Source organism: Streptomyces sp. NPDC041068 (genome assembly GCF_040647455.1).
Classification (GTDB): domain Bacteria; phylum Actinomycetota; class Actinomycetes; order Streptomycetales; family Streptomycetaceae; genus Streptomyces.
On record NZ_JBEZCG010000003.1, the window covers coordinates 33,887 to 51,007 of the forward strand.

Consider the following 17,121-nt stretch of genomic DNA (forward strand, 5'->3'; position numbering starts at 1 on the left):
CTGCGGGTGACCGCTTGTGCGCACCACCCCCCTCTCTTTATAGTCGGGTAGACCATAAAGAGAGGGGGGTGGTCGTGCATGCAGGGGTACGACAAGCACGCCTTCGAGCCCTTTGCCGTCACGGTCGATCTGGCGGTGTTCACCATCCGCGACGGCGCGCTGCACGTGCTGCTCGTCGAGCGCGGCCAGGAGCCGTTCGCCGGGCGCTGGGCGCTGCCCGGCGGATTCGTCCTCCCCGATGAGTCGGCCGAACAGGCCGCGGGGCGTGAGCTGGCCGAGGAGACCGGCATCGCCGATGTCAGCGGGCTCCACCTGGAGCAGGTGCGCACCTACAGCGCACCGGACCGCGATCCCCGCATGCGGGTCGTCTCCGTCGCCTTCGCGGCGCTCGTGCCCGATCCTCCCGAGGCGCGCGGGGGCGGCGACGCGGCCCGCGCGGCCTGGCTGCCGTACGGACCGGCGACGTACCGGCCCCTCGCCTTCGACCACGACCGGATCCTCGGCGACGCCCACGACCGCGTCGGCGCCAAGCTGGAGTACACCGGGCTCGCCACGGCCTTCTGCGCCCCCGAGTTCACGCTCGGCGAGCTGCGCCAGGTCTACGAGGCAGTGTGGGGCGCCGAGCTCGACCCCGCCAACTTCCGGCGCAAGGTCGTCGGCACCGCCGGGCTCGTCGAGGCGGTCCCCGGCGCCGCGCGGCTGACCGGCGGGCGCGGCAAGCCCGCGGCCCTCTTCCGGGCGGGCACCGCCACCGCCCTGCACCCGCCCCTGCTCCGGCCCACCTCGGAAGGAACCTCCTCATGAAGCGCGCCGCCACCGGATCCCTCCTCGGCCTGGCCCTCGGGGACGCGCTCGGCTTCCCGACCGAGTTCAACGACGTGCCGTCGATCCTCGCCAAGTGCGGGCCCTGGCGGGAGATGGAGCTGCCGAGCCCGGCGTTCATCACGGACGACACGCAGATGACGCTGGCGCTCAGCCGGGCCCTGAAGGCCGCCGCCGCGCGCGGGCTGTGCGGTCCCGAGCGCTTCGCGCACCTCGCGCGCCGGGAGTTCGTCGCCTGGAACGAGTCGCCGGACAACAACCGTGCCCCGGGCACCACCTGCATACGGGCCTGCGAGCTGCTCGCCGACGAGGAGCGGGCCTGGCGGGACGCCAGCCAGCTGCACTCCAAGGGGTGCGGGGCCAACATGCGGGTCGCGCCGCTTGGCCTGATGCCCCGCATCGACGACGAGGTGCGGGCCGGCGCCGCCCAGCTGCAGTCCGCGCTCACCCACGGGCACCCCACGGCGCTGGCCGCCGGTGACCTGACGGCGTACGCGGTGCAGCTGCTCGCCCGGGGAGCGGAACCCATGGGTCTGGTCGGGCAGTTGCGCTCGTACGCCCTGGAGAACCGCACCCACTACCGCGAGGCGTGGCTCGGCGACCTGTGGACCCGCTCCCAGGACCCGTCGCCCGAGCACTTCATCACCCGCGGCTGGGACGAGTGCCTGGCCGTCCTGGAGCGCCTTGAGGCCGCCCTCAAGCATGCCAACCCCGAGATCGACCCGTGCCTGGCCACCGGCGAGGGCTGGATCGCCGAAGAGGCGCTCGCCACCGGCCTGTTGTGCTTCCTGATGTTCGTCGACGAGCCGGTCACCGCGCTGCGCAGGGCCGCCTGTACGGCGGGCGACTCCGACTCGATCGCATGCCTCGCGGGAGCCTTCGCGGGGGCCCACCTCGGCGCCGACGCGTGGCCCGCCGCGTGGACGGAACGGATCGAGCACCGGGGTGAGCTCCTGGAGTTCGGGGCCCTCTGGGACGCTTGAGGGATGACTGTGGACCTGGGCCCCGACCTGGACATCGACCTCACCTCCGTCGTCGCCGAGCAGCGTGACCCGCTGCTCTTCGCGACGGTCTCCGGAGCGCACCTGTACGGCTTCCCGTCCCGCGACTCGGACGTGGACCTGCGCGGGGTGCACCTGCTGCCGGTGGCCGATCTGGTGGGGCTCAGGGAGCCGGAAGAGACGCGGTCCAGGATGTGGGACCGGGACGGGGTCGAGATGGACCTCGTCACGCACGACCTGCGCAAGTTCGCACGCCTGATGCTGCGGCACAACGGCTACGTCCTGGAGCAGCTGCTCTCCCCGCTGGTCGTGCACACCACGGACGCCCACGCGGAGCTCGTCGCGCTCGCGCCCACCGTGCTCACCAGCCACCACGCCCACCATTACCGGGGTTTCGCCAAGACCCAGTGGCGGCTGTTCGAGAAGAACGGCGAGCTCAAGCCGCTGCTCTACACGTTCCGTGTGCTGCTGAGCGGGATCCATCTGATGCGCAGCGGCGCCGTGGTCGCGCATCTGCCCACGCTCCTTGGGGAGGTCCCGGCCGCCCCCGCCTACCTGACGGACCTCGTCGCCGCCAAGGTCGAGGCCGAGCACGGCGGTGCCGACGTGGACCACGCGCGCGTGGCCGCCGACGTGGAGCGGCTGCACGCCCTCCTGGACGAGGCCCAGGAGGACTCAGCGCTGCCGGGCGTCCACCGCGCGTACGACGCCCTGCACGACCTCGTCGTCCGCGTACGCATCGAGGAGACGCAGGGCTGACGCGCGGCGCGTACGGAACAGGAATTCCTCGATGCGCTCCCGGTCGGGCTCGGCCGGGAGGGGGCTGTGCGGTGCCGCCTCCTCGGCCTCGGCCGCGAGGCGGTTCATCCGGGACTCGACCTCCGGCCAGGACACCTCGCCGCGCTTGACCGCGAGCAGCGGCTCGCGCTCGTCGCCGACGTCGATCGTCAGCTCGCCGGTGCGCAGCAGATCGCGGCAGGACATCAGCAGCCGCAGCAGGTGCATCGCGTGCTTCCAGCGCGGGGCACCGTGGGTGCGGACGTCCGCGTCCAGCTTCTTGCGCTGGCCCAGCGCGTAGCGCGCGAAGGTGTCGTGGGCCCGGCGGGAGAGGAACGCGCCGCGCAGGGCGAGCAGTTCGCGGCCGGTGTCCGTGACGTGCTCCACGAGCGGGGAGTGCAGGCACTCCAGGACGTTCGGGTTGGCGCGCAGGGCGAGCTCGCAGAAGCGCTCCAGCTCCCAGCTGAACTGCTCGTCGGCGGGACCGTCCACATGGGTCGGCGGCTTCTCGAAGTGCCAGAAGAGTGGCGTGGGGGCGAGGAAGATGCCCCTGCGGTCGGTGTCGCTGCCGTCCGTGGCCAGACCGAAGGCGCGCGAGCCCATCACGCAGGAGTAGATCGTGTGGTCGCGTACGAGGGTCGGGTCCTGGGGGTGCATGCGGTCGAGCGTACGGTGCGCCGCTAGCCGAGGGTGATCGAATTTCCGGTGACCGTGATCTTCTGCGGGGGCAGTGGACGCGGGGCGGGGCCACCGGCGACCGAGGCGTCGGCCACGCGGTACTTGCTGCCGTGGCAGGGGCAGTTGATCGTGCCGTCCGCCACCTCGGAGACCGTGCAGCCCTGGTGGGTGCAGACCGCGGAGAACGCCTTGAAGTCGCCGCTCTCCGGCTGCGTCACGACGACCTTCCTGTCCTTGATGACCTTGCCGCCGCCCACCGGGATGTCGGAGGTCTTCGCCAGCTCGGGCCCCGCGGGCGGCTTCTCTCCGGAGGGCTTGTCGCCGGACTCGGAGGGTTCCTTCGAGGCGGGCGTGCTGTCGGCCGCCGTGGTCGGGGACTGCTCCGGCTCGGCGCCCTCGTCACCGTACTTGGTGCAGCCCGCCGCCAGCGCCGCCGCGCCCGCCGCGAGCACCGCCCGCCGGGGCGTGCTCCCGCCGCCGCTCATGTCGTCACCCCGAACGTGCGGAAGAACCACAGCGCCGACGTCAGCCAGATCACCGTGAGCGACACGAAGACCAGGCCCGCGACCACCGGGAGGAGCCAGCCGGGCAGCTTCTCCGAGCGGAGCAGCAGCATCTTGGCGCTGAACGCCCCGAAGAAGAAGCAGCCGAGCAGCGAGTGCCACATCACGCGGGTCGAGTACGTCTGGTAGCCGAGCGCGTAGAGGCAGTGGACCGCCACGGGGACGGCGACCAGGAACGCGATCCGGCCCGACCAGCGGTGCAGGGCCGCCGACCAGGAGGGGCCGGGGACTTTGCCGTACAGCATCAGGGCCGAGAGGACCTGGAGGAGCGCGAAGGCGAACGCCGTCGTGCCCAGCCAGGACTTCACCGCGCTCGTGCTGCTGAACCCCGCCAGGTTGAAGGCGGTGCCCTCGGGGTCGTGGGTCTTGCCGTACACGCCGAGGCCGACCGCCACGGCCGCCGCGACCAGCGCGGGCAGGAGATAGCGGGCGGCGCCCGCCCTGCGGTGCTCACCCGCGCGCGGGGGCACGGGGAAGCCGCCCTGGGTGGCGGCGTTCGGGTCGACGCTCATGCGGGCTCCCTCGGGGCGTTGCGGGACGCTACGGCGTTACGGGACGTGCGGTGATGTCGTCGCCGTCGACCCGGACGGTGCCGGTGCCCGGGTCGATGCGCGGGGCCTTGCCGGGCTCGCCGTCGCGGTTGAGGATGCCGACCTGGCTGCCGTCGGGCAGGACGATCCAGCCGCCGTCGAGCTTCGCGCCGCGCACCTCGGTCGTGGCGCGGTAGAGCCCCGAGGGCTTCTCGGCCTTCTCGGCGGTGAACTTCGAGGTCTCTTTGTCGATGTCGACCGTGCCGCGGACCTTCTCGTCGGCGATCCGGCCGTTCAGCTTCGCGCCGTGCTTGCCGGTCAGCCGCATCGAGCCGTCGTCCTCGACCTTGCCCTTCAGCCAGGACTCCGTGTCGCGGCCGTCGCAGTAGTACGCGATGGCCTTGCCGTCACGGACCGAGATGGAGATCGCGGAGGCGTCGTCGTCGGTGCGGCCCGCGTAGCTGGCGTCGGGCGGCGGCTTCTCGTCGGGCTTCTCGCTCTCGGTGGGTTCGGGCGAGGGCTCGGGCGAGCTCCTGGTGGGGGAGGGCGTCGGCGTCGCCGCGTCGGGTGCGTCCCCTCCGTACGACGAACTGCCCGTCCCTGTCGTCGCGTTGAGCGACAGCATGAACAGGGCGAGCAGCAGCCCGCCGAGAAGGGTGAGGAGTGGACCTGAGCGCTTCATACGAGCCTCCCCCGAGGCGCGGCACCTGCCGACGTTCCATGCAAGCGGACCCGCCCCCGCCCGTCCATAGCTAAACGGCACCCAATCGGCCCAAGTGGCGACAGGGGGCGATTCGGGTGACATTGGCATGGTCTGAGGCCCGGGCCCCGAGGGCCCGAGGCGCGGGGCCCCCACGGCGCGGTCCCGGCCACTCTCTGAAAGGCGTGACCATGGCGGGTAACGATCTGGGAAGCCTCCTCGGCGGGCTCCTCGGCGGCGGCCAGGGCGGTGCGTCCGGCGGCGGTGGGGGCAACATCCTCGGCTCGCTCCTCGGCGGCCTGCTGGGCGGCGGTGCCGGTGGGGCCGGCGGCGGTCAGGGCGGGGCCGGGGCCGGGAGCAATCCGCTGGGCGGGCTGCTCGACATGATCACGAAGTCGGGCCTGGTCGACCAGGCACAGCTCGACTCCTGGGTCGGCAAGGGGGACAACCAGCCGCTCTCCCCGGACCAGGTCAAGCAGGCCGTGCCCGACGAGACCCTGGACAAGGTGGCGAACGAGGCGGGCGTGAGCCGCGACGAGGCCGCCGACCAGATCGCGCAGCAGTTGCCGCAGGTCGTCGACAAACTGACCCCCGAGGGCCAGGTACCGACCGAGTCCCTCGAGGACATCGTCAGGCAGCAGCGCCTCTGACCCTCCCCGGGGATCGCGCGGCGCCCGTCTCGGCAGACGGGCGCCGCGCACCCCTTTGCCCGCCCTGACTACGCTTGCCGTACAACAGTCGTACGAAGGCGAGCGAGGAGCGGCACTGTGGCGGTACGAGCGGTCAGGGGCGCCGTCCAGCTCCAGCGGGACGAGGCCGGGCACATGGCCGAGCAGGTCGCCGCGCTGCTCACCGAGATCCTGGAGCGGAACGGGCTGACGCAGGACGACCTCATCAGCATCTGGTTCACTGCCACGCCCGACCTGCACTCCGACTTCCCCGCGGCCGCCGCGCGCGGCATCGGCATCGTCGACGTACCCCTGATCTGCGCGCAGGAGCTGGAGATCGACGGGGCCATGCGCCGCGTCGTCCGCGTCCTCGCCCATATCGAGACCGACCGCCCCCGTTCCGAGATCGCGCACGTCTACCTCGGCGCCGCGGCCGCACTTCGCAAGGACATCGCCCAGTGAGAACCGCCCTCGTCATCGGAACCGGCCTGATCGGCACCTCCGCCGCCCTCGCCCTGGCCTCGCGCGGTGTCACCGTCCACCTCGCCGACCACGACCCGGCGCAGGCCCGCACCGCCGCGGCGCTCGGCGCGGGCACCGACGAGGCCCCCGAGGGCGCCGTCGACCTCTGCGTCGTCGCCGTGCCGCCCGCGCACGTCGCCGCCACGCTTGCCGACGTCATGCGGCGCGGTGTCGCGCGCGCCTACATCGACGTGGCCAGCGTCAAGGGCGGCCCGCGCCGAGACCTGGAGGCGCTCGGCCTCGACCTCACCCCGTACATCGGGACGCACCCCATGTCGGGGCGCGAGCGCAGCGGCCCGCTCGCCGCCACCGCCGATCTCTTCGAGGGGCGGCCCTGGGTGCTGACCCCGACCAGGGACACCGACACCGAGGTGCTCAACCTCGCCCTTGAGCTGGTGGCGCTCTGCCGTGCCGTCCCCGTCGTCATGGACGCCGACGCCCACGACCGTGCCGTCGCCCTCGTCTCGCACATGCCGCACCTGGTCTCCAGCATGGTCGCGGCCCGCCTGGAGCACGCCGAGGAGTCGGCGGTCCGGCTGTGCGGCCAGGGCATCCGTGACGTCACGCGGATCGCCGCGTCCGACCCCCGGATGTGGATCGACATCCTCTCCGCCAACCCGGGCCCCGTCGCCGACCTCCTCGCCGCGGTCGCCATCGACCTGGACGAGGCGGTGACGGCGCTGCGCGCGCTGCAGTCCACCGACGAGGAGAAGCGGACCGAGGGCGCGGCCGGCGTCGAGAACGTGCTGCGGCGTGGCAACGCGGGCCAGGTCAGGGTGCCCGGCAAGCACGGCGCGGCCCCTGCCGCGTACGAGGTCGTCGCGGTGCTCATCAACGACCAGCCGGGGCAGCTGGCCCGCATCTTCGCCGACGCGGACGGCGCTGGCGTCAACATCGAGGACGTACGCATCGAGCACGCGACCGGCCAGCAGGCGGGCCTGGTCCAGCTCATGGTCGAGCCGCAGTCCGCGCCGGTCCTGAGCGCGGCGCTGCGGGAGCGTGGCTGGTCGATCCGGCAGTAGGGGGCCCGCGAAGGGGCTGTCGGGGCAGGGTGTGCGAGCCAGTAACCTTGTGCGGGGCGCCTTTCCGTCCCGCCTCCTGCTCCGTGTACTGAGAAAGGTGTTCGCCGCCCCGTGGAAACCGCCACAAACGCCGCCCCGGCAGCCGTGATCGTCGCCATCGACGGACCGTCCGGCACGGGCAAGTCGAGCACCTCCAAGGCCGTCGCCGCCCAGCTCGGCCTCAGCTACCTGGACACGGGCGCCCAGTACCGGGCGATCACCTGGTGGATGGTGCACAACGGCATCGACCTGACCGACCCGGGCGCCATCGCGGCCGCCGCGGGGAAGCCGGAGATCGTCTCGGGCACCGACCCGTCCGCCCCGACCATCACGGTGGACGGCACGGACGTCGCGGGCCCGATCCGCACCACCGACGTCACCTCCAAGGTCAGCGCGGTCAGCGCCGTCCCCGAGGTGCGCACCCGCATCACCGAGCTGCAGCGCTCCATCGCCGAGTCGGCCGAGAAGGGCATCGTCGTCGAGGGCCGTGACATCGGCACGACCGTGCTGCCCGACGCCGACCTGAAGGTCTTCCTCACCGCCTCGCCCGAGGCGCGCGCGGCCCGCCGCTCCGGCGAGCTCAAGGGCGCCGACGTCAAGGCGACCCAGGAGGCCCTGGTCAAGCGGGACCAGGCCGACTCCAGCCGCAAGACGTCCCCGCTGGCCAAGGCCGGCGACGCCGTCGAGGTCGACACCACCGAGCTCACGCTGCAGCAGGTCATCGAGTGCGTCGTCACCCTCGTCGAGGAGAAGCGGGCAGCCAAGTGAGCGAGGCTCCCGCCGAGCGGGGCGCCTCCGAGCGGGGTGCCGAGGTCGGCCGCCGCATCGGCGTCGGGTTGATGTACGGCCTGTGGAAGCCGCGCGTGCTCGGCGCCTGGCGGGTGCCCGCGAGCGGGCCCGTGATCCTGGCCGTCAACCACTCGCACAACGTGGACGGCCCGATGGTCATGGGCGTCGCGCCCCGGCCCACGCACTTCCTGATCAAGAAGGAAGCGTTCATCGGGCCGCTCGGCTCCTTCCTGCACGGGATCGGCCAGCTGAAGGTGGACCGCTCGGTCGCCGACCGCACGGCCATCACCCGGGCGCTCGGCGTCCTGGATCAGGGCGGCGTCCTCGGGATCTTCCCCGAGGGCACCCGGGGCGACGGCGACTTCGCGTCGCTGCGGGCCGGGCTCGCGTACTTCGCGGTGCGTTCCGGCGCCCCGATCGTCCCGGTCGCGGTCCTGGGAAGCACGGAGCGGCGCGGACGGTTGATAAAGCAGCTGCCCCCGCTGCGCACCCGGGTCGACGTCGTCTTCGGCGACCCCTTCGAAGCGGGCGACGGCAGCGGGCGGCGTACGCGCAAGGCGCTCGACGAGGCGACCGTGCGCATCCAGGAGCGGCTCACCGCCCACCTGGAAAACGCCAGGCGCCTGACCGGGCGCTGAGTGAGACTTATCAAGTAGTGCCCCGACCTGATCCGCGGGCCGGTGCACCGATCACCACGATGAACGACGAGGTACGGACTTCATGAACGACCAGATCCAGCCCGAGGGCGACGGCTTCGCCGAGCACGACCACGGGGCGCTCGGCGACGCCGAGTACGCACAGTTCATGGAGCTCGCCGCCGAAGAGGGCTTCGACATCGAGGACGTCGAGGGCGCCATCGAGGAGGCGGGCCACGGCCCGCTGCCCGTCCTCGCCGTCATCGGCCGTCCCAATGTCGGCAAGTCGACCCTGGTGAACCGCATCATCGGGCGCCGCGAGGCCGTCGTCGAGGACCGTCCGGGCGTCACGCGCGACCGCGTCACCTATGAGGCCGAGTGGTCGGGCCGCCGCTTCAAGCTCGTCGACACCGGCGGCTGGGAGCAGGACGTGCTCGGCATCGACGCGTCCGTCGCCGCCCAGGCGGAGTACGCGATCGAGGCCGCGGACGCCGTGGTCTTCGTCGTCGACGCCACGGTCGGCGCCACCGACACCGACGAGGCCGTCGTGCGCCTGCTCCGCAAGGCCGGCAAGCCCGTCGTGCTCTGCGCCAACAAGGTCGACGGCCCCTCCGGCGAGGCCGACGCCTCCGCCCTGTGGTCCCTCGGCCTCGGCGAGCCGCACCCCGTCTCCGCGCTGCACGGCCGCGGCACCGGCGACATGCTGGATGCCGTTCTGGAGGCGCTGCCCGAGGCGCCCGCGCAGACCTTCGGGGCCGGGATCGGCGGACCGCGCCGCATCGCGCTCATCGGCCGTCCGAACGTCGGCAAGTCCTCGCTGCTCAACAAGGTGGCGAACGAGGAGCGCGTGGTCGTCAACGAACTCGCGGGCACCACCCGCGACCCGGTCGACGAGCTCATCGAACTGGGCGGCGTCACCTGGAAGTTCGTCGACACGGCGGGCATCCGCAAGCGCGTCCACCTCCAGCAGGGCGCCGACTACTACGCCTCGCTGCGCACCGCCGCCGCCGTCGAGAAGGCGGAGGTCGCGGTGATCCTCATCGACGCCGCCGACACCATCTCGGTCCAGGACCAGCGCATCGTCACGATGGCGGTCGAGGCGGGCCGCGCGATCGTCGTCGCGTACAACAAGTGGGACACCCTCGACGAGGAGCGCCGCTACTACCTGGAGCGGGAGATCGAGACCGAGCTCGCCCAGATCTCCTGGGCACCGCGTGTGAACGTCTCGGCACGCACGGGCCGCCACATGGAGAAGCTGGTCCCCGCGATCGAGACGGCCCTGGAGGGCTGGGAGACGCGCGTGCCGACCGGGCGTCTGAACGCGTTCCTCGGCGAGATCGTGGCCGCCCACCCGCACCCGGTGCGCGGCGGCAAGCAGCCCCGCATCCTCTTCGGCACGCAGGCGGGCACCAAGCCGCCGCGGTTCGTCTTCTTCGCGTCGGGCTTCATCGAGGCGGGGTACCGCCGCTTCCTGGAGCGCCGTCTGCGCGAGGAGTTCGGCTTCGAGGGGACGCCGATCCACATCTCGGTGCGGGTGCGTGAGAAGCGCGGCCGCAAGAAGTAACCACCGGTACGAACCCTGTGTTCGTACGTGAATGCCCGGCCCCCCTTCGCGGGGAGCCGGGCATCTCGCTGTCCGGGGACGCGGGCTCAGTGCTCGCGGCGCGGGCCCGGCGGCAGGGCCGCGGGGAACTGGTGGTGGCCGGTGGCGTGGTGGTCGTGCTGGCCGTAGCGGGCCACGTGGAACTGGCCGTACGAACCGTGGCGCTGGTCGTGGCGGGGGTCGTGCCTGCCGTCGACGCGGTGCTGCATGCCGTAGGGCCCCGTGCCGAAGGCGGTGAACCCCAGTTCCTCCTCGCCGGTCCGGTCACCCGGCAGGGCCCTGAAGGCCCGCAGGTACTCCGAGTACAGCGTGTCGTAGATGGGAGTGGCCGAGTGGTCGCCCGTCGAGTCCTGCGCCGTGCGCATGGACGGGATGGGGTTCTGGTACGTCGGCCGGTGGCGGGAGGGGTCGTATGGGTGCACGTATGTGCCAACGAAACCGGCGCCCGACGGATGCGGGGCACGCGCCGCTTTCCCCGTCCGGCAGGAGCGTGACCGGCGCATTCGAGTCTCGCGGGCGGTCGGCTCAGGTCCCGGCGAGCGGCATCGCGCACGCGACGAGCCTGCCCTGGGCCGCGGCCTTGTCGAGGGCGTCGCGCAGCAGGTCCTCGCGGGGCTGGCGGCCGATGGAGCCGACGGGCGCGGCGAAGAGCAGCACCGTCTGCGTCTTGTTGGCCGCGGCCCGCCAGGCCTCGGTGACCTGGAGCGGCTGGTGCGCCTGCCACCAGGCGACGGGAGAGCCGCCGCCGGTGCCGGGCTGCAGGACGGCGTGCAGCTGGCCCATGGCGAGCAGGACGGACCAGCCGGGCAGGGAGGGCGGTACGCCGTCGAGCGAGGTGACCGGCATGAAGCCCTGCTCGATCAGGAGCGGCAGGAAGTCGTCGCCGCCGCCGGTGCCCGGTTCGGTGCCGGGGCGGGCGATGGGGCCCGTCGGCTCGACGACGAGGGCGGGGCGCAGTTCGCCCTCGATCAGAACGAGGCCGCTGGTCACACCGAGGACGGCCTGGCTCGGGGTGACCTCGGCGGCTCCTTCGCCGTCCTCGCCGGTGATCGACCGCACGGCGCCCTGCAGCTGCTCCTCGGAGACCGTGACGATCTGCGAGGGCAGGCAGGTGGCGTGGGCGAAGGCGAGCACGGCGGTCTCGTCGCCGACGAACAGGACCGTGCTGGTGCGCTCCTGTTCGGCGTCGCCCGGGGTGCGGCAGGACGTGCAGTCGTAGCTGCCCGGGGTGTTGTCTCCGGCGAGCAGTCGGTCGGCTTCTTCGTCGCCGATCTCGGCGCGTACGTCGTCGCTGACGTCGAGCATGCGCGGCACGGGTGGCTCCTCGGGATTGTCACATGGGGTGCATGGGGTGGGTGTGGTGAGCCGGACGGCGCCCGGCTCATAAGAAGACAACGGCGGATCAGTGGCGCAAGTCACGCGCGAAGGCGAACGGAATCGAACCATCCGCAGCGGAGGGTGAGTTGGCCGTTGGAATCCGTCACTCCGCGCCAACACGTGCCGGGTGCACGGAAGTTGGGGAGGTGAGCTGAGTCACAGATCGCCGAGTGGCGTGGTTGATAAATCCTGACATCAGCGAATGAAGTGGGTGGCCGAAACTCGCCGATACCCGGGGTAACGCTCAACTGGCCTGGAATGACAAGGAGTTGGTTGTTATCGGGGCGAGAGGGCTCATAGATTCCACCGCCGTGTGCAGCGAGCACCGCTCGGGTACGTCCGCCGGTCGCATAGCCAGCACGAAGCCTCGACACCGGCGGGCGGGACCGATCGGACCCCAGGCGCCGGATGCGTGAGGGGCCCGAACGGCCAGGGGGAGCCCGGGTCCTTCGAGAGGGATATTCATGTCCGCACGTCCCAAGCGCACCCGCACCATGGCAGCGATCGGAGGGGCCGCTCTCCTGGCCCCGCTGGGTCTGCTCACCGCGACCGGCCAGGCCGGAGCGGCGGACAGCGGAGTGTGGGACCGCATCGCACGGTGTGAGAGCGGCGGAAACTGGCAGATCAACACGGGCAACGGCTACTACGGCGGGCTGCAGTTCTCCGCCGGTACCTGGCGCGCGTACGGCGGCGGGGCCTATGCGCCCACCGCCGACAAGGCGTCCAAGGCGCAGCAGATCGCTGTCGCCACCAAGGTCCAGCGCGGGCAGGGCTGGGGTGCCTGGCCCACCTGCGCGGCCCGCGCGGGAGCGTACGGCAGCGCGCCGTCCGCCGCGGCTCCGGTGCCCAAGGCGGCCAAGCCGGCGCCCAAGGCGCTCAAGCCGCGTGCCGCATCGCCCGGTCACTCCGATCGCGGGTCCTCGCGCGGCGTCCCCGGGAACTACACCGTCCGGCAGGGCGACACCCTGAGCAACATCGCGGCCCGCCACGGGACCGGTTGGCAGCGTGTCTACGCCGCCAACCGGCAGGTCATCGGCGGCGACCCGGACGTGATCGTGCCGGGGCAGCGGCTCAGGGTCTGACCCGCGTCGTCCGACCGGGTGGGGTCGCCTCCGCGGCGGCGCGGCACGCCCTGGGCCCGCCGCGGAGCTGCCTAGCGTGACCCGATGCACCCGAAGCTGACCAAGCGTCTCCGGTCCGTGTCCCTGGTCGTCGGGGCGATCCTGGCGGCGGTGGCGCTCCCCTCGGCCACCGCGTCCGCGGCTCCGCCGCCGCTGCCGGGCGCCCCGTCCCCGACGTACGACTGTTCCCTGACCAAGGGGCCCTGGCACTGCCTCGCGCAGTGCGAGAGCAGCGGCCGCTGGCATGTGAACACCGGCAACGACTACTACGGAGGGCTGCAGTTCTGGCAGCCCACCTGGGAGGAGCACGGCGGGCTCACGTACGCGCCGCGTGCCGACCTCGCCACCAAGGAGCAGCAGATCAAGGTCGCCGAGGAGGTGTTGCGCACCCAGGGCTGGGAGGCCTGGCCCGTCTGCTCCAAGGAGGTGCGCATCGACCGCTTCGACCGGCGCGTCCATGTGGTGAAGGCCGGGGAGACGCTCAGCTCGATCGCGCTCAAGTACGGCGTGAAGGGCGGGTGGAAGGCCCTGTACAAGGCCAACCGGCACATGGTCGGGGATCATCCCGACCGGCTCAATGTCGGCACCCTGCTCGTCATTCCGGGGCGTACCGCCTCCGGTGCCCCCGGGCGGAGCTGAGCTCTCCCGGCTCTCCGCTGAACACGACCGCGCCCCGGCGCAGTTCGTGCACCACTGCCGTCCGGCTCGCGCTCTCGCGCAAGACGGGCGGCAGTCGCTGTTCGGCCACGACCACGCACGCGTCCAGGTCGCGTAGCAGGGCGTACGTCCGTGCCGCGACGGCGGGCGACATGCCCTGCGCCGGTTCGTCCACGAGGACCACGGCCGCGTCCGAGAGCAGGGCGCGGGACAGTGCCAGCATGCGCTGCTCGCCGCCCGAGAGGGTGCCCGCGCGGCGGCGGAGCAGGGGGCGCAGCTCGGGGTAGGCGTCCAGGGCGCGGGTGAAGTCGCCCTCGGCTTTGGAGAGTTCGAGGTTCTCCTCGACGGTCAGGGCGGAGAACACCGCCTGGCGGTCCGGGACGAAGCACAGGCCCTTCGCGGCCCGCACGTGGGCCGGCTGGTGCGTGATGTCCCGCCCGTCGCGGACGACCGCGCCCGCGGAGAGGGCGACCGTGCCGGCCAGGGCGCGCAGGGTCGTGGAGCGGCCCGAGCCGTTGCGGCCGAGCAGGACGGTGAGGGTGGCGGCGGGCGCGGCCAGGGTGATGCCGTGCAGGGCCTCCAGGGGGCCGTAGTGGACGTGCGCGCCGCGCAGTTCGATGCCGTGCATTCAGTGGGCCTCTCCCCAGCTCCGCAGGACGTGGTCCGCGGGGCCCGACGTGACGACGCGGCCCGCCGCCATCACGTGCACGGTGTCGGCGAGGCCCGCCACCAGGTCCAGGTCGTGCTCGACGACCAGGAGGGCCGTGCCGTCGGCCGCGAGGGCCCGCAACAGGGTTGTCAGCGCCGCCACTTCGGCCGCGTCCAGGCCCGCGGCCGGCTCGTCCAGGAGGAGGGTGTGGGGCGATCCCGCGAGGGCGCGCGCCAGTTCCGTGCGTCGGAGGGTGCCGGTGGACAGGTCGGCCGCGGGGTGCGCGCGCAGCTCGGTCAGGTCCAGGAGGCGGAGGGCTTCGGCTGCGGCTCGGGGATCGTGTCGTACGAGGGTCTGTTCCGCGCCCACCCGGACGTTCTCCGCGATCGTCAACGACGGGAAGACCGCGAGCTGTTGGAAGGTGCGGGCCATCCCGGCGCGGGTGCGGGCGTGGGCGGGGAGGCCGGTGATGTCGCGGGTGCCGAGGGTGATGCGGCCGGAGTCGGGCCGCAGGGTTCCCGCCAGGCAGTGGAAGAGGGTGCTCTTGCCCGCACCGTTGGGGCCCACCACGGCGGTGACGCGGCCCGGGGGGACGGTGAGCGTCACGTCGTCCAGGGCGGTGTAGCCGTCGTAGGCGAGGGTGATGCGGTGGGCGGCGAGGGTGGGGTGGGGTGCTTGCCGGTTCGCTTTGTGGGGCGGTGCCTTTGGTCGCGTCGGGCGGGTGGGTGACTTCAGGGGCGTCCTACGGGTGGGTGCCTTCGGGAGTGCTTTGCGGTCGGGTGTCTTCGAGGCTGCTCCGTGGGCGGGCGCTTTTGGGGCGGCCCGGTGGGTGGGTGTCTTGGGGGCTGCCTCGTGAGTGGGTGTTTTGGGGTCGGCCTGGTGGGTGGGCGTCTTCGGGTCGGCCTGGTGGGAAGGTGCTTTCGGGGCCGCCTCGTGGGTGGGTTTCTCCGGGGCCGCCTCGTAGACGGATGCCTTCGGGCGTTCCTCGGGGAGGGATGCCTTCGGGCGGGCCTCGCGTAGGGACGTCTTCGGACGGGCCTCGCGTAGGGACGTCTTCGGGCGGTCCCCGCGGCCAGGTGCCTCGCCCTCGGGGCGCCGCGGGGGCGGGCCGGCGCGGGTGCCACCCGCCAAGGCCTCCCGTGCCGCCCTGCCGAGGGGCGTCAGGCGCGGGGTCCTGCGGAGCCGTCTCGTGGCCGCGCGCAGTGCCTCGTACGGGCCGCCGGGGAAGCGGCCGATCAGGACCGCGAGTACGCCGATCAGCGCCGCCGCCACGCCGCCCCGCGTGCCCGCGTCCAGGCCGACCAGGAGGGCCGCGGCGACCAGCGCCCCGAGGACGCTGTCCGAGCCGAGGACCACCACCGCCGCGAACCAGAGGAGCCCGCGCACGGGGTCGTACGCCCCCGCGTCGAACGCCCGGTGCCCCATGGCGAGCATGCCGCCGCCCAGCGCGGCGAGGGCCGCCCCGGTGACGAACGCGGTGAGTTTCAGGGTGCGGACGGGCACCCCGGCCGCCGCCGCGCCCGCCTCGTGGTCCCGCATCGCCGCCAGCGCACGGCCCGTGCGGCCCCGGCGCAACGCGGTCACCAGGAGCAACGCCCCTGTCAGGAGCCCGAGTTCGAGTACGTAGTACGCGCGGTCGCCGCCGAAACCGGCAGGGCGGTCCACGGTCAGGCCCGACGTCGCGTACGGCTGCGCGAAGACGAAGCGGCTCACGCCCACGCCGACCGCGAACGTCGCGAGGGCGAGGGCCAGGCCGTGGCGGCTGATGGCGGGCCAGCCGGTGAGCAGCCCCAGGGGCGCGACGAGCAGGACCGCCACCGCCAGGGCGGGCAGGTGCGGCAGTTCGGGCAGACCGGGGAAGCGGCCCGCCGTCAGGAGCGCCGTGAAGAGGGCGCCCAGGCCCGCGTACGCCGCCTGGCCCAGGGAGATCTGGCCGCCCCTGCCCGTGACGATCACGAGGGAGAGGAGGATCACCGCGAGCGCGGGCACCTGCACGGAGGTCGTCAGGTCCCGGCCCGCGAAGCCGAGAGGGATGAGGAAGAGGATCGTCGCCACTATCCAGGCGCCCGGCGGCGTGGGGACGCGGGCCGTCGCCGTGCGGGGCAGGGCGTCCTGGGAGCCGATGCCCGGCAGGATCAGGGCCGCGACCAGCAGGGCGATCACGAAGAGGTTCGCGCCCGCGGTCTGGACGAGCTGCTCCTGCCAGCCGCCGGGGTGCAGACGGGTCAACTGGCTCTGGGCCACGCCGAGGCCGAGCGCCGCCACCACGGCGGCGGGCAGGCTGCGCATCCCGGCCGCCACCGCGACGGCCACCACCTCCATGACCAGCAACGGCATGCCGTACGGGTCCAGACGTACGAAGGGGGCGAGCAGGACGCCCGTGAGACCCGCCGTGAAGGAGCCGAACGCCCAGCCCGCAGCGGCCACCCGGTCCGCGTCGATGCCGGAGAGCACGGCGAGGCCGCGGTTGTCGACGACGGCACGCAGTTCGCCGCCGAACCGCGTCCACCGCGTCACGGCCCCCACGGCCAGGGCGAGGGCGAGAGCCGCGCCCAACTGGGCCCAGGGATCGGAGGACAGGAGCGTGGGCGCGTCGTCGCGGGCGCCCGGACCCCAGACGAGGGCCGCGCCGCCCACCAGCAGAACGAAGACACCGATCGACGCCACCAGGGTCTGTGCCGGGTCGCTGCCCAGGACCGCCAGCGGGCGGAAGACCGCGCGGTCCAGGAGCAGACCGATGCCGGGCGCGACCACGAGCAGCGTGACCGCCGCCGCGAGGGGGAGCGGCCAGTGCCACTCGGCCGTGAACTGCCGCAAGACGTACGCGCACACCATCGCGATGGCGCCGTGCGCGAAGTTGAGGACGCCGGTGGCGCGGTACGTGACGATCAGGCCGATGCCGGTGAGGGCGGCGGCGCTGCCGACCGAGAGCCCGGCCAGCGTCAGGTCGTAGCTCAGGGACGCCACC

General features: G+C 72.9%; 19 protein-coding genes. 11 read left to right on the forward strand and 8 right to left on the reverse strand.

The features are described from left to right. Positions 1-78 precede the first annotated feature (78 nt). Genes AB0B50_RS07200 through AB0B50_RS07210 form a run of 3 tightly spaced genes read left to right on the forward strand, consistent with a single transcriptional unit; the run spans position 79 to position 2,582 of the window. Positions 79-804, forward strand: coding sequence for an NUDIX domain-containing protein (locus AB0B50_RS07200; RefSeq protein ID WP_362326976.1), 726 nt, complete (start codon positions 79-81; stop codon positions 802-804). Next, a complete protein-coding gene (locus AB0B50_RS07205; RefSeq protein WP_362326979.1) occupies positions 801-1,805 on the forward strand; it encodes an ADP-ribosylglycohydrolase family protein in 1,005 nt (334 codons plus the stop codon). Before AB0B50_RS07200 ends, AB0B50_RS07205 begins: the two co-directional genes overlap by 4 nt. Before the next feature lie 15 nt (positions 1,806-1,820). Further along, the gene (locus tag AB0B50_RS07210; RefSeq protein WP_362328204.1) at positions 1,821-2,582 is read left to right on the forward strand and encodes a nucleotidyltransferase domain-containing protein; all 762 of its coding nucleotides are present in this window, start codon (positions 1,821-1,823) and stop codon (positions 2,580-2,582) included. On the opposite strand, the gene AB0B50_RS07215 is transcribed toward AB0B50_RS07210, so the two are convergent. The 4 genes from AB0B50_RS07215 to AB0B50_RS07230 are packed head-to-tail and all read right to left on the reverse strand — an operon-like array spanning position 2,499 to position 5,053. Then, positions 2,499-3,257 (reverse strand): nucleotidyltransferase domain-containing protein, encoded by a 759-nt coding sequence (locus AB0B50_RS07215; protein WP_362326982.1) that lies wholly within the window; start codon positions 3,255-3,257, stop codon positions 2,499-2,501. The two genes, AB0B50_RS07210 and AB0B50_RS07215, sit on opposite strands and share 84 nt — an antisense overlap. Positions 3,258-3,280: 23 nt before the next feature. Continuing rightward, on the reverse strand, positions 3,281-3,763 hold the full coding sequence (locus AB0B50_RS07220; protein ID WP_362326985.1) for a Rieske (2Fe-2S) protein: 483 nt from the start codon (positions 3,761-3,763) through the stop codon (positions 3,281-3,283). Beyond that, positions 3,760-4,353: a DUF6529 family protein gene (locus tag AB0B50_RS07225; RefSeq protein WP_362326988.1), complete on the reverse strand. Its 594-nt coding sequence runs from the start codon at positions 4,351-4,353 to the stop codon at positions 3,760-3,762. Before AB0B50_RS07225 ends, AB0B50_RS07220 begins: the two co-directional genes overlap by 4 nt. A 28-nt stretch (positions 4,354-4,381) precedes the next feature. Continuing rightward, positions 4,382-5,053: a hypothetical protein gene (locus AB0B50_RS07230; RefSeq protein WP_362326991.1), complete on the reverse strand. Its 672-nt coding sequence runs from the start codon at positions 5,051-5,053 to the stop codon at positions 4,382-4,384. A 209-nt stretch (positions 5,054-5,262) separates the two neighbouring features. Between AB0B50_RS07230 and AB0B50_RS07235 the strand changes: the two genes are divergently transcribed. The 6 genes from AB0B50_RS07235 to der all read left to right on the forward strand — a co-directional run bounded on the left by AB0B50_RS07235 (position 5,263) and on the right by der (position 10,310). Further along, complete coding sequence (locus AB0B50_RS07235) at positions 5,263-5,721, forward strand: YidB family protein (protein ID WP_362326994.1); 459 nt, start codon at positions 5,263-5,265, stop codon at positions 5,719-5,721. Between the two features lie 117 nt (positions 5,722-5,838). Then, positions 5,839-6,201 (forward strand): chorismate mutase, encoded by a 363-nt coding sequence (aroH, locus tag AB0B50_RS07240; protein ID WP_362326997.1) that lies wholly within the window; start codon positions 5,839-5,841, stop codon positions 6,199-6,201. Next, complete coding sequence (locus tag AB0B50_RS07245) at positions 6,198-7,283, forward strand: prephenate dehydrogenase (protein WP_362326999.1); 1,086 nt, start codon at positions 6,198-6,200, stop codon at positions 7,281-7,283. The genes aroH and AB0B50_RS07245 overlap by 4 nt, the downstream gene beginning before the upstream one ends. Positions 7,284-7,394: 111 nt before the next feature. Then, a complete protein-coding gene (gene cmk, locus AB0B50_RS07250) occupies positions 7,395-8,090 on the forward strand; it encodes a (d)CMP kinase (protein WP_362327002.1) in 696 nt (231 codons plus the stop codon). After that, positions 8,048-8,749: a lysophospholipid acyltransferase family protein gene (locus AB0B50_RS07255; protein ID WP_362327005.1), complete on the forward strand. Its 702-nt coding sequence runs from the start codon at positions 8,048-8,050 to the stop codon at positions 8,747-8,749. The genes cmk and AB0B50_RS07255 overlap by 43 nt, the downstream gene beginning before the upstream one ends. 82 nt (positions 8,750-8,831) lie before the next feature. Then, positions 8,832-10,310: a ribosome biogenesis GTPase Der gene (der, locus tag AB0B50_RS07260; protein WP_362327008.1), complete on the forward strand. Its 1,479-nt coding sequence runs from the start codon at positions 8,832-8,834 to the stop codon at positions 10,308-10,310. An 86-nt stretch (positions 10,311-10,396) separates the two neighbouring features. On the opposite strand, the gene AB0B50_RS07265 is transcribed toward der, so the two are convergent. Continuing rightward, entirely contained in the window at positions 10,397-10,714 is a 318-nt protein-coding gene (locus AB0B50_RS07265) for a hypothetical protein (RefSeq protein WP_362327011.1), read from the reverse strand. A gap of 160 nt (positions 10,715-10,874) precedes the next feature. Further along, positions 10,875-11,663: a hypothetical protein gene (locus tag AB0B50_RS07270; protein ID WP_362327014.1), complete on the reverse strand. Its 789-nt coding sequence runs from the start codon at positions 11,661-11,663 to the stop codon at positions 10,875-10,877. Between the two features lie 527 nt (positions 11,664-12,190). Between AB0B50_RS07270 and AB0B50_RS07275 the strand changes: the two genes are divergently transcribed. Together AB0B50_RS07275 and AB0B50_RS07280 are read left to right on the forward strand one after the other, a co-directional pair. After that, entirely contained in the window at positions 12,191-12,808 is a 618-nt protein-coding gene (locus AB0B50_RS07275) for a transglycosylase family protein (RefSeq protein WP_362327017.1), read from the forward strand. An 84-nt stretch (positions 12,809-12,892) separates the two neighbouring features. Continuing rightward, positions 12,893-13,486: a transglycosylase family protein gene (locus tag AB0B50_RS07280; protein WP_362327020.1), complete on the forward strand. Its 594-nt coding sequence runs from the start codon at positions 12,893-12,895 to the stop codon at positions 13,484-13,486. On the opposite strand, the gene AB0B50_RS07285 is transcribed toward AB0B50_RS07280, so the two are convergent. Then, positions 13,443-14,132 (reverse strand): ATP-binding cassette domain-containing protein, encoded by a 690-nt coding sequence (locus AB0B50_RS07285; RefSeq protein WP_362327023.1) that lies wholly within the window; start codon positions 14,130-14,132, stop codon positions 13,443-13,445. The two genes, AB0B50_RS07280 and AB0B50_RS07285, sit on opposite strands and share 44 nt — an antisense overlap. Continuing rightward, positions 14,133-17,120: an ATP-binding cassette domain-containing protein gene (locus AB0B50_RS07290; protein ID WP_362327026.1), complete on the reverse strand. Its 2,988-nt coding sequence runs from the start codon at positions 17,118-17,120 to the stop codon at positions 14,133-14,135. Position 17,121: the final 1 nt, after the last annotated feature.

Coding starts and splice junctions, on each gene's coding strand:
- AB0B50_RS07275 (WP_362327017.1), top strand. CDS start 12,191: ATGTCCGCACGTCCCAAGCGCACCCGCACCATGGCAGCGATCGGAGGG.
- AB0B50_RS07215 (WP_362326982.1), bottom strand. CDS start 3,257: ATGCACCCCCAGGACCCGACCCTCGTACGCGACCACACGATCTACTCC.
- AB0B50_RS07225 (WP_362326988.1), bottom strand. CDS start 4,353: ATGAGCGTCGACCCGAACGCCGCCACCCAGGGCGGCTTCCCCGTGCCC.
- AB0B50_RS07230 (WP_362326991.1), bottom strand. CDS start 5,053: ATGAAGCGCTCAGGTCCACTCCTCACCCTTCTCGGCGGGCTGCTGCTC.
- AB0B50_RS07235 (WP_362326994.1), top strand. CDS start 5,263: ATGGCGGGTAACGATCTGGGAAGCCTCCTCGGCGGGCTCCTCGGCGGC.
- AB0B50_RS07200 (WP_362326976.1), top strand. CDS start 79: ATGCAGGGGTACGACAAGCACGCCTTCGAGCCCTTTGCCGTCACGGTC.
- AB0B50_RS07280 (WP_362327020.1), top strand. CDS start 12,893: ATGCACCCGAAGCTGACCAAGCGTCTCCGGTCCGTGTCCCTGGTCGTC.
- AB0B50_RS07265 (WP_362327011.1), bottom strand. CDS start 10,714: ATGCGCACGGCGCAGGACTCGACGGGCGACCACTCGGCCACTCCCATC.
- AB0B50_RS07205 (WP_362326979.1), top strand. CDS start 801: ATGAAGCGCGCCGCCACCGGATCCCTCCTCGGCCTGGCCCTCGGGGAC.
- AB0B50_RS07220 (WP_362326985.1), bottom strand. CDS start 3,763: ATGAGCGGCGGCGGGAGCACGCCCCGGCGGGCGGTGCTCGCGGCGGGC.
- der (WP_362327008.1), top strand. CDS start 8,832: ATGAACGACCAGATCCAGCCCGAGGGCGACGGCTTCGCCGAGCACGAC.
- AB0B50_RS07285 (WP_362327023.1), bottom strand. CDS start 14,132: ATGCACGGCATCGAACTGCGCGGCGCGCACGTCCACTACGGCCCCCTG.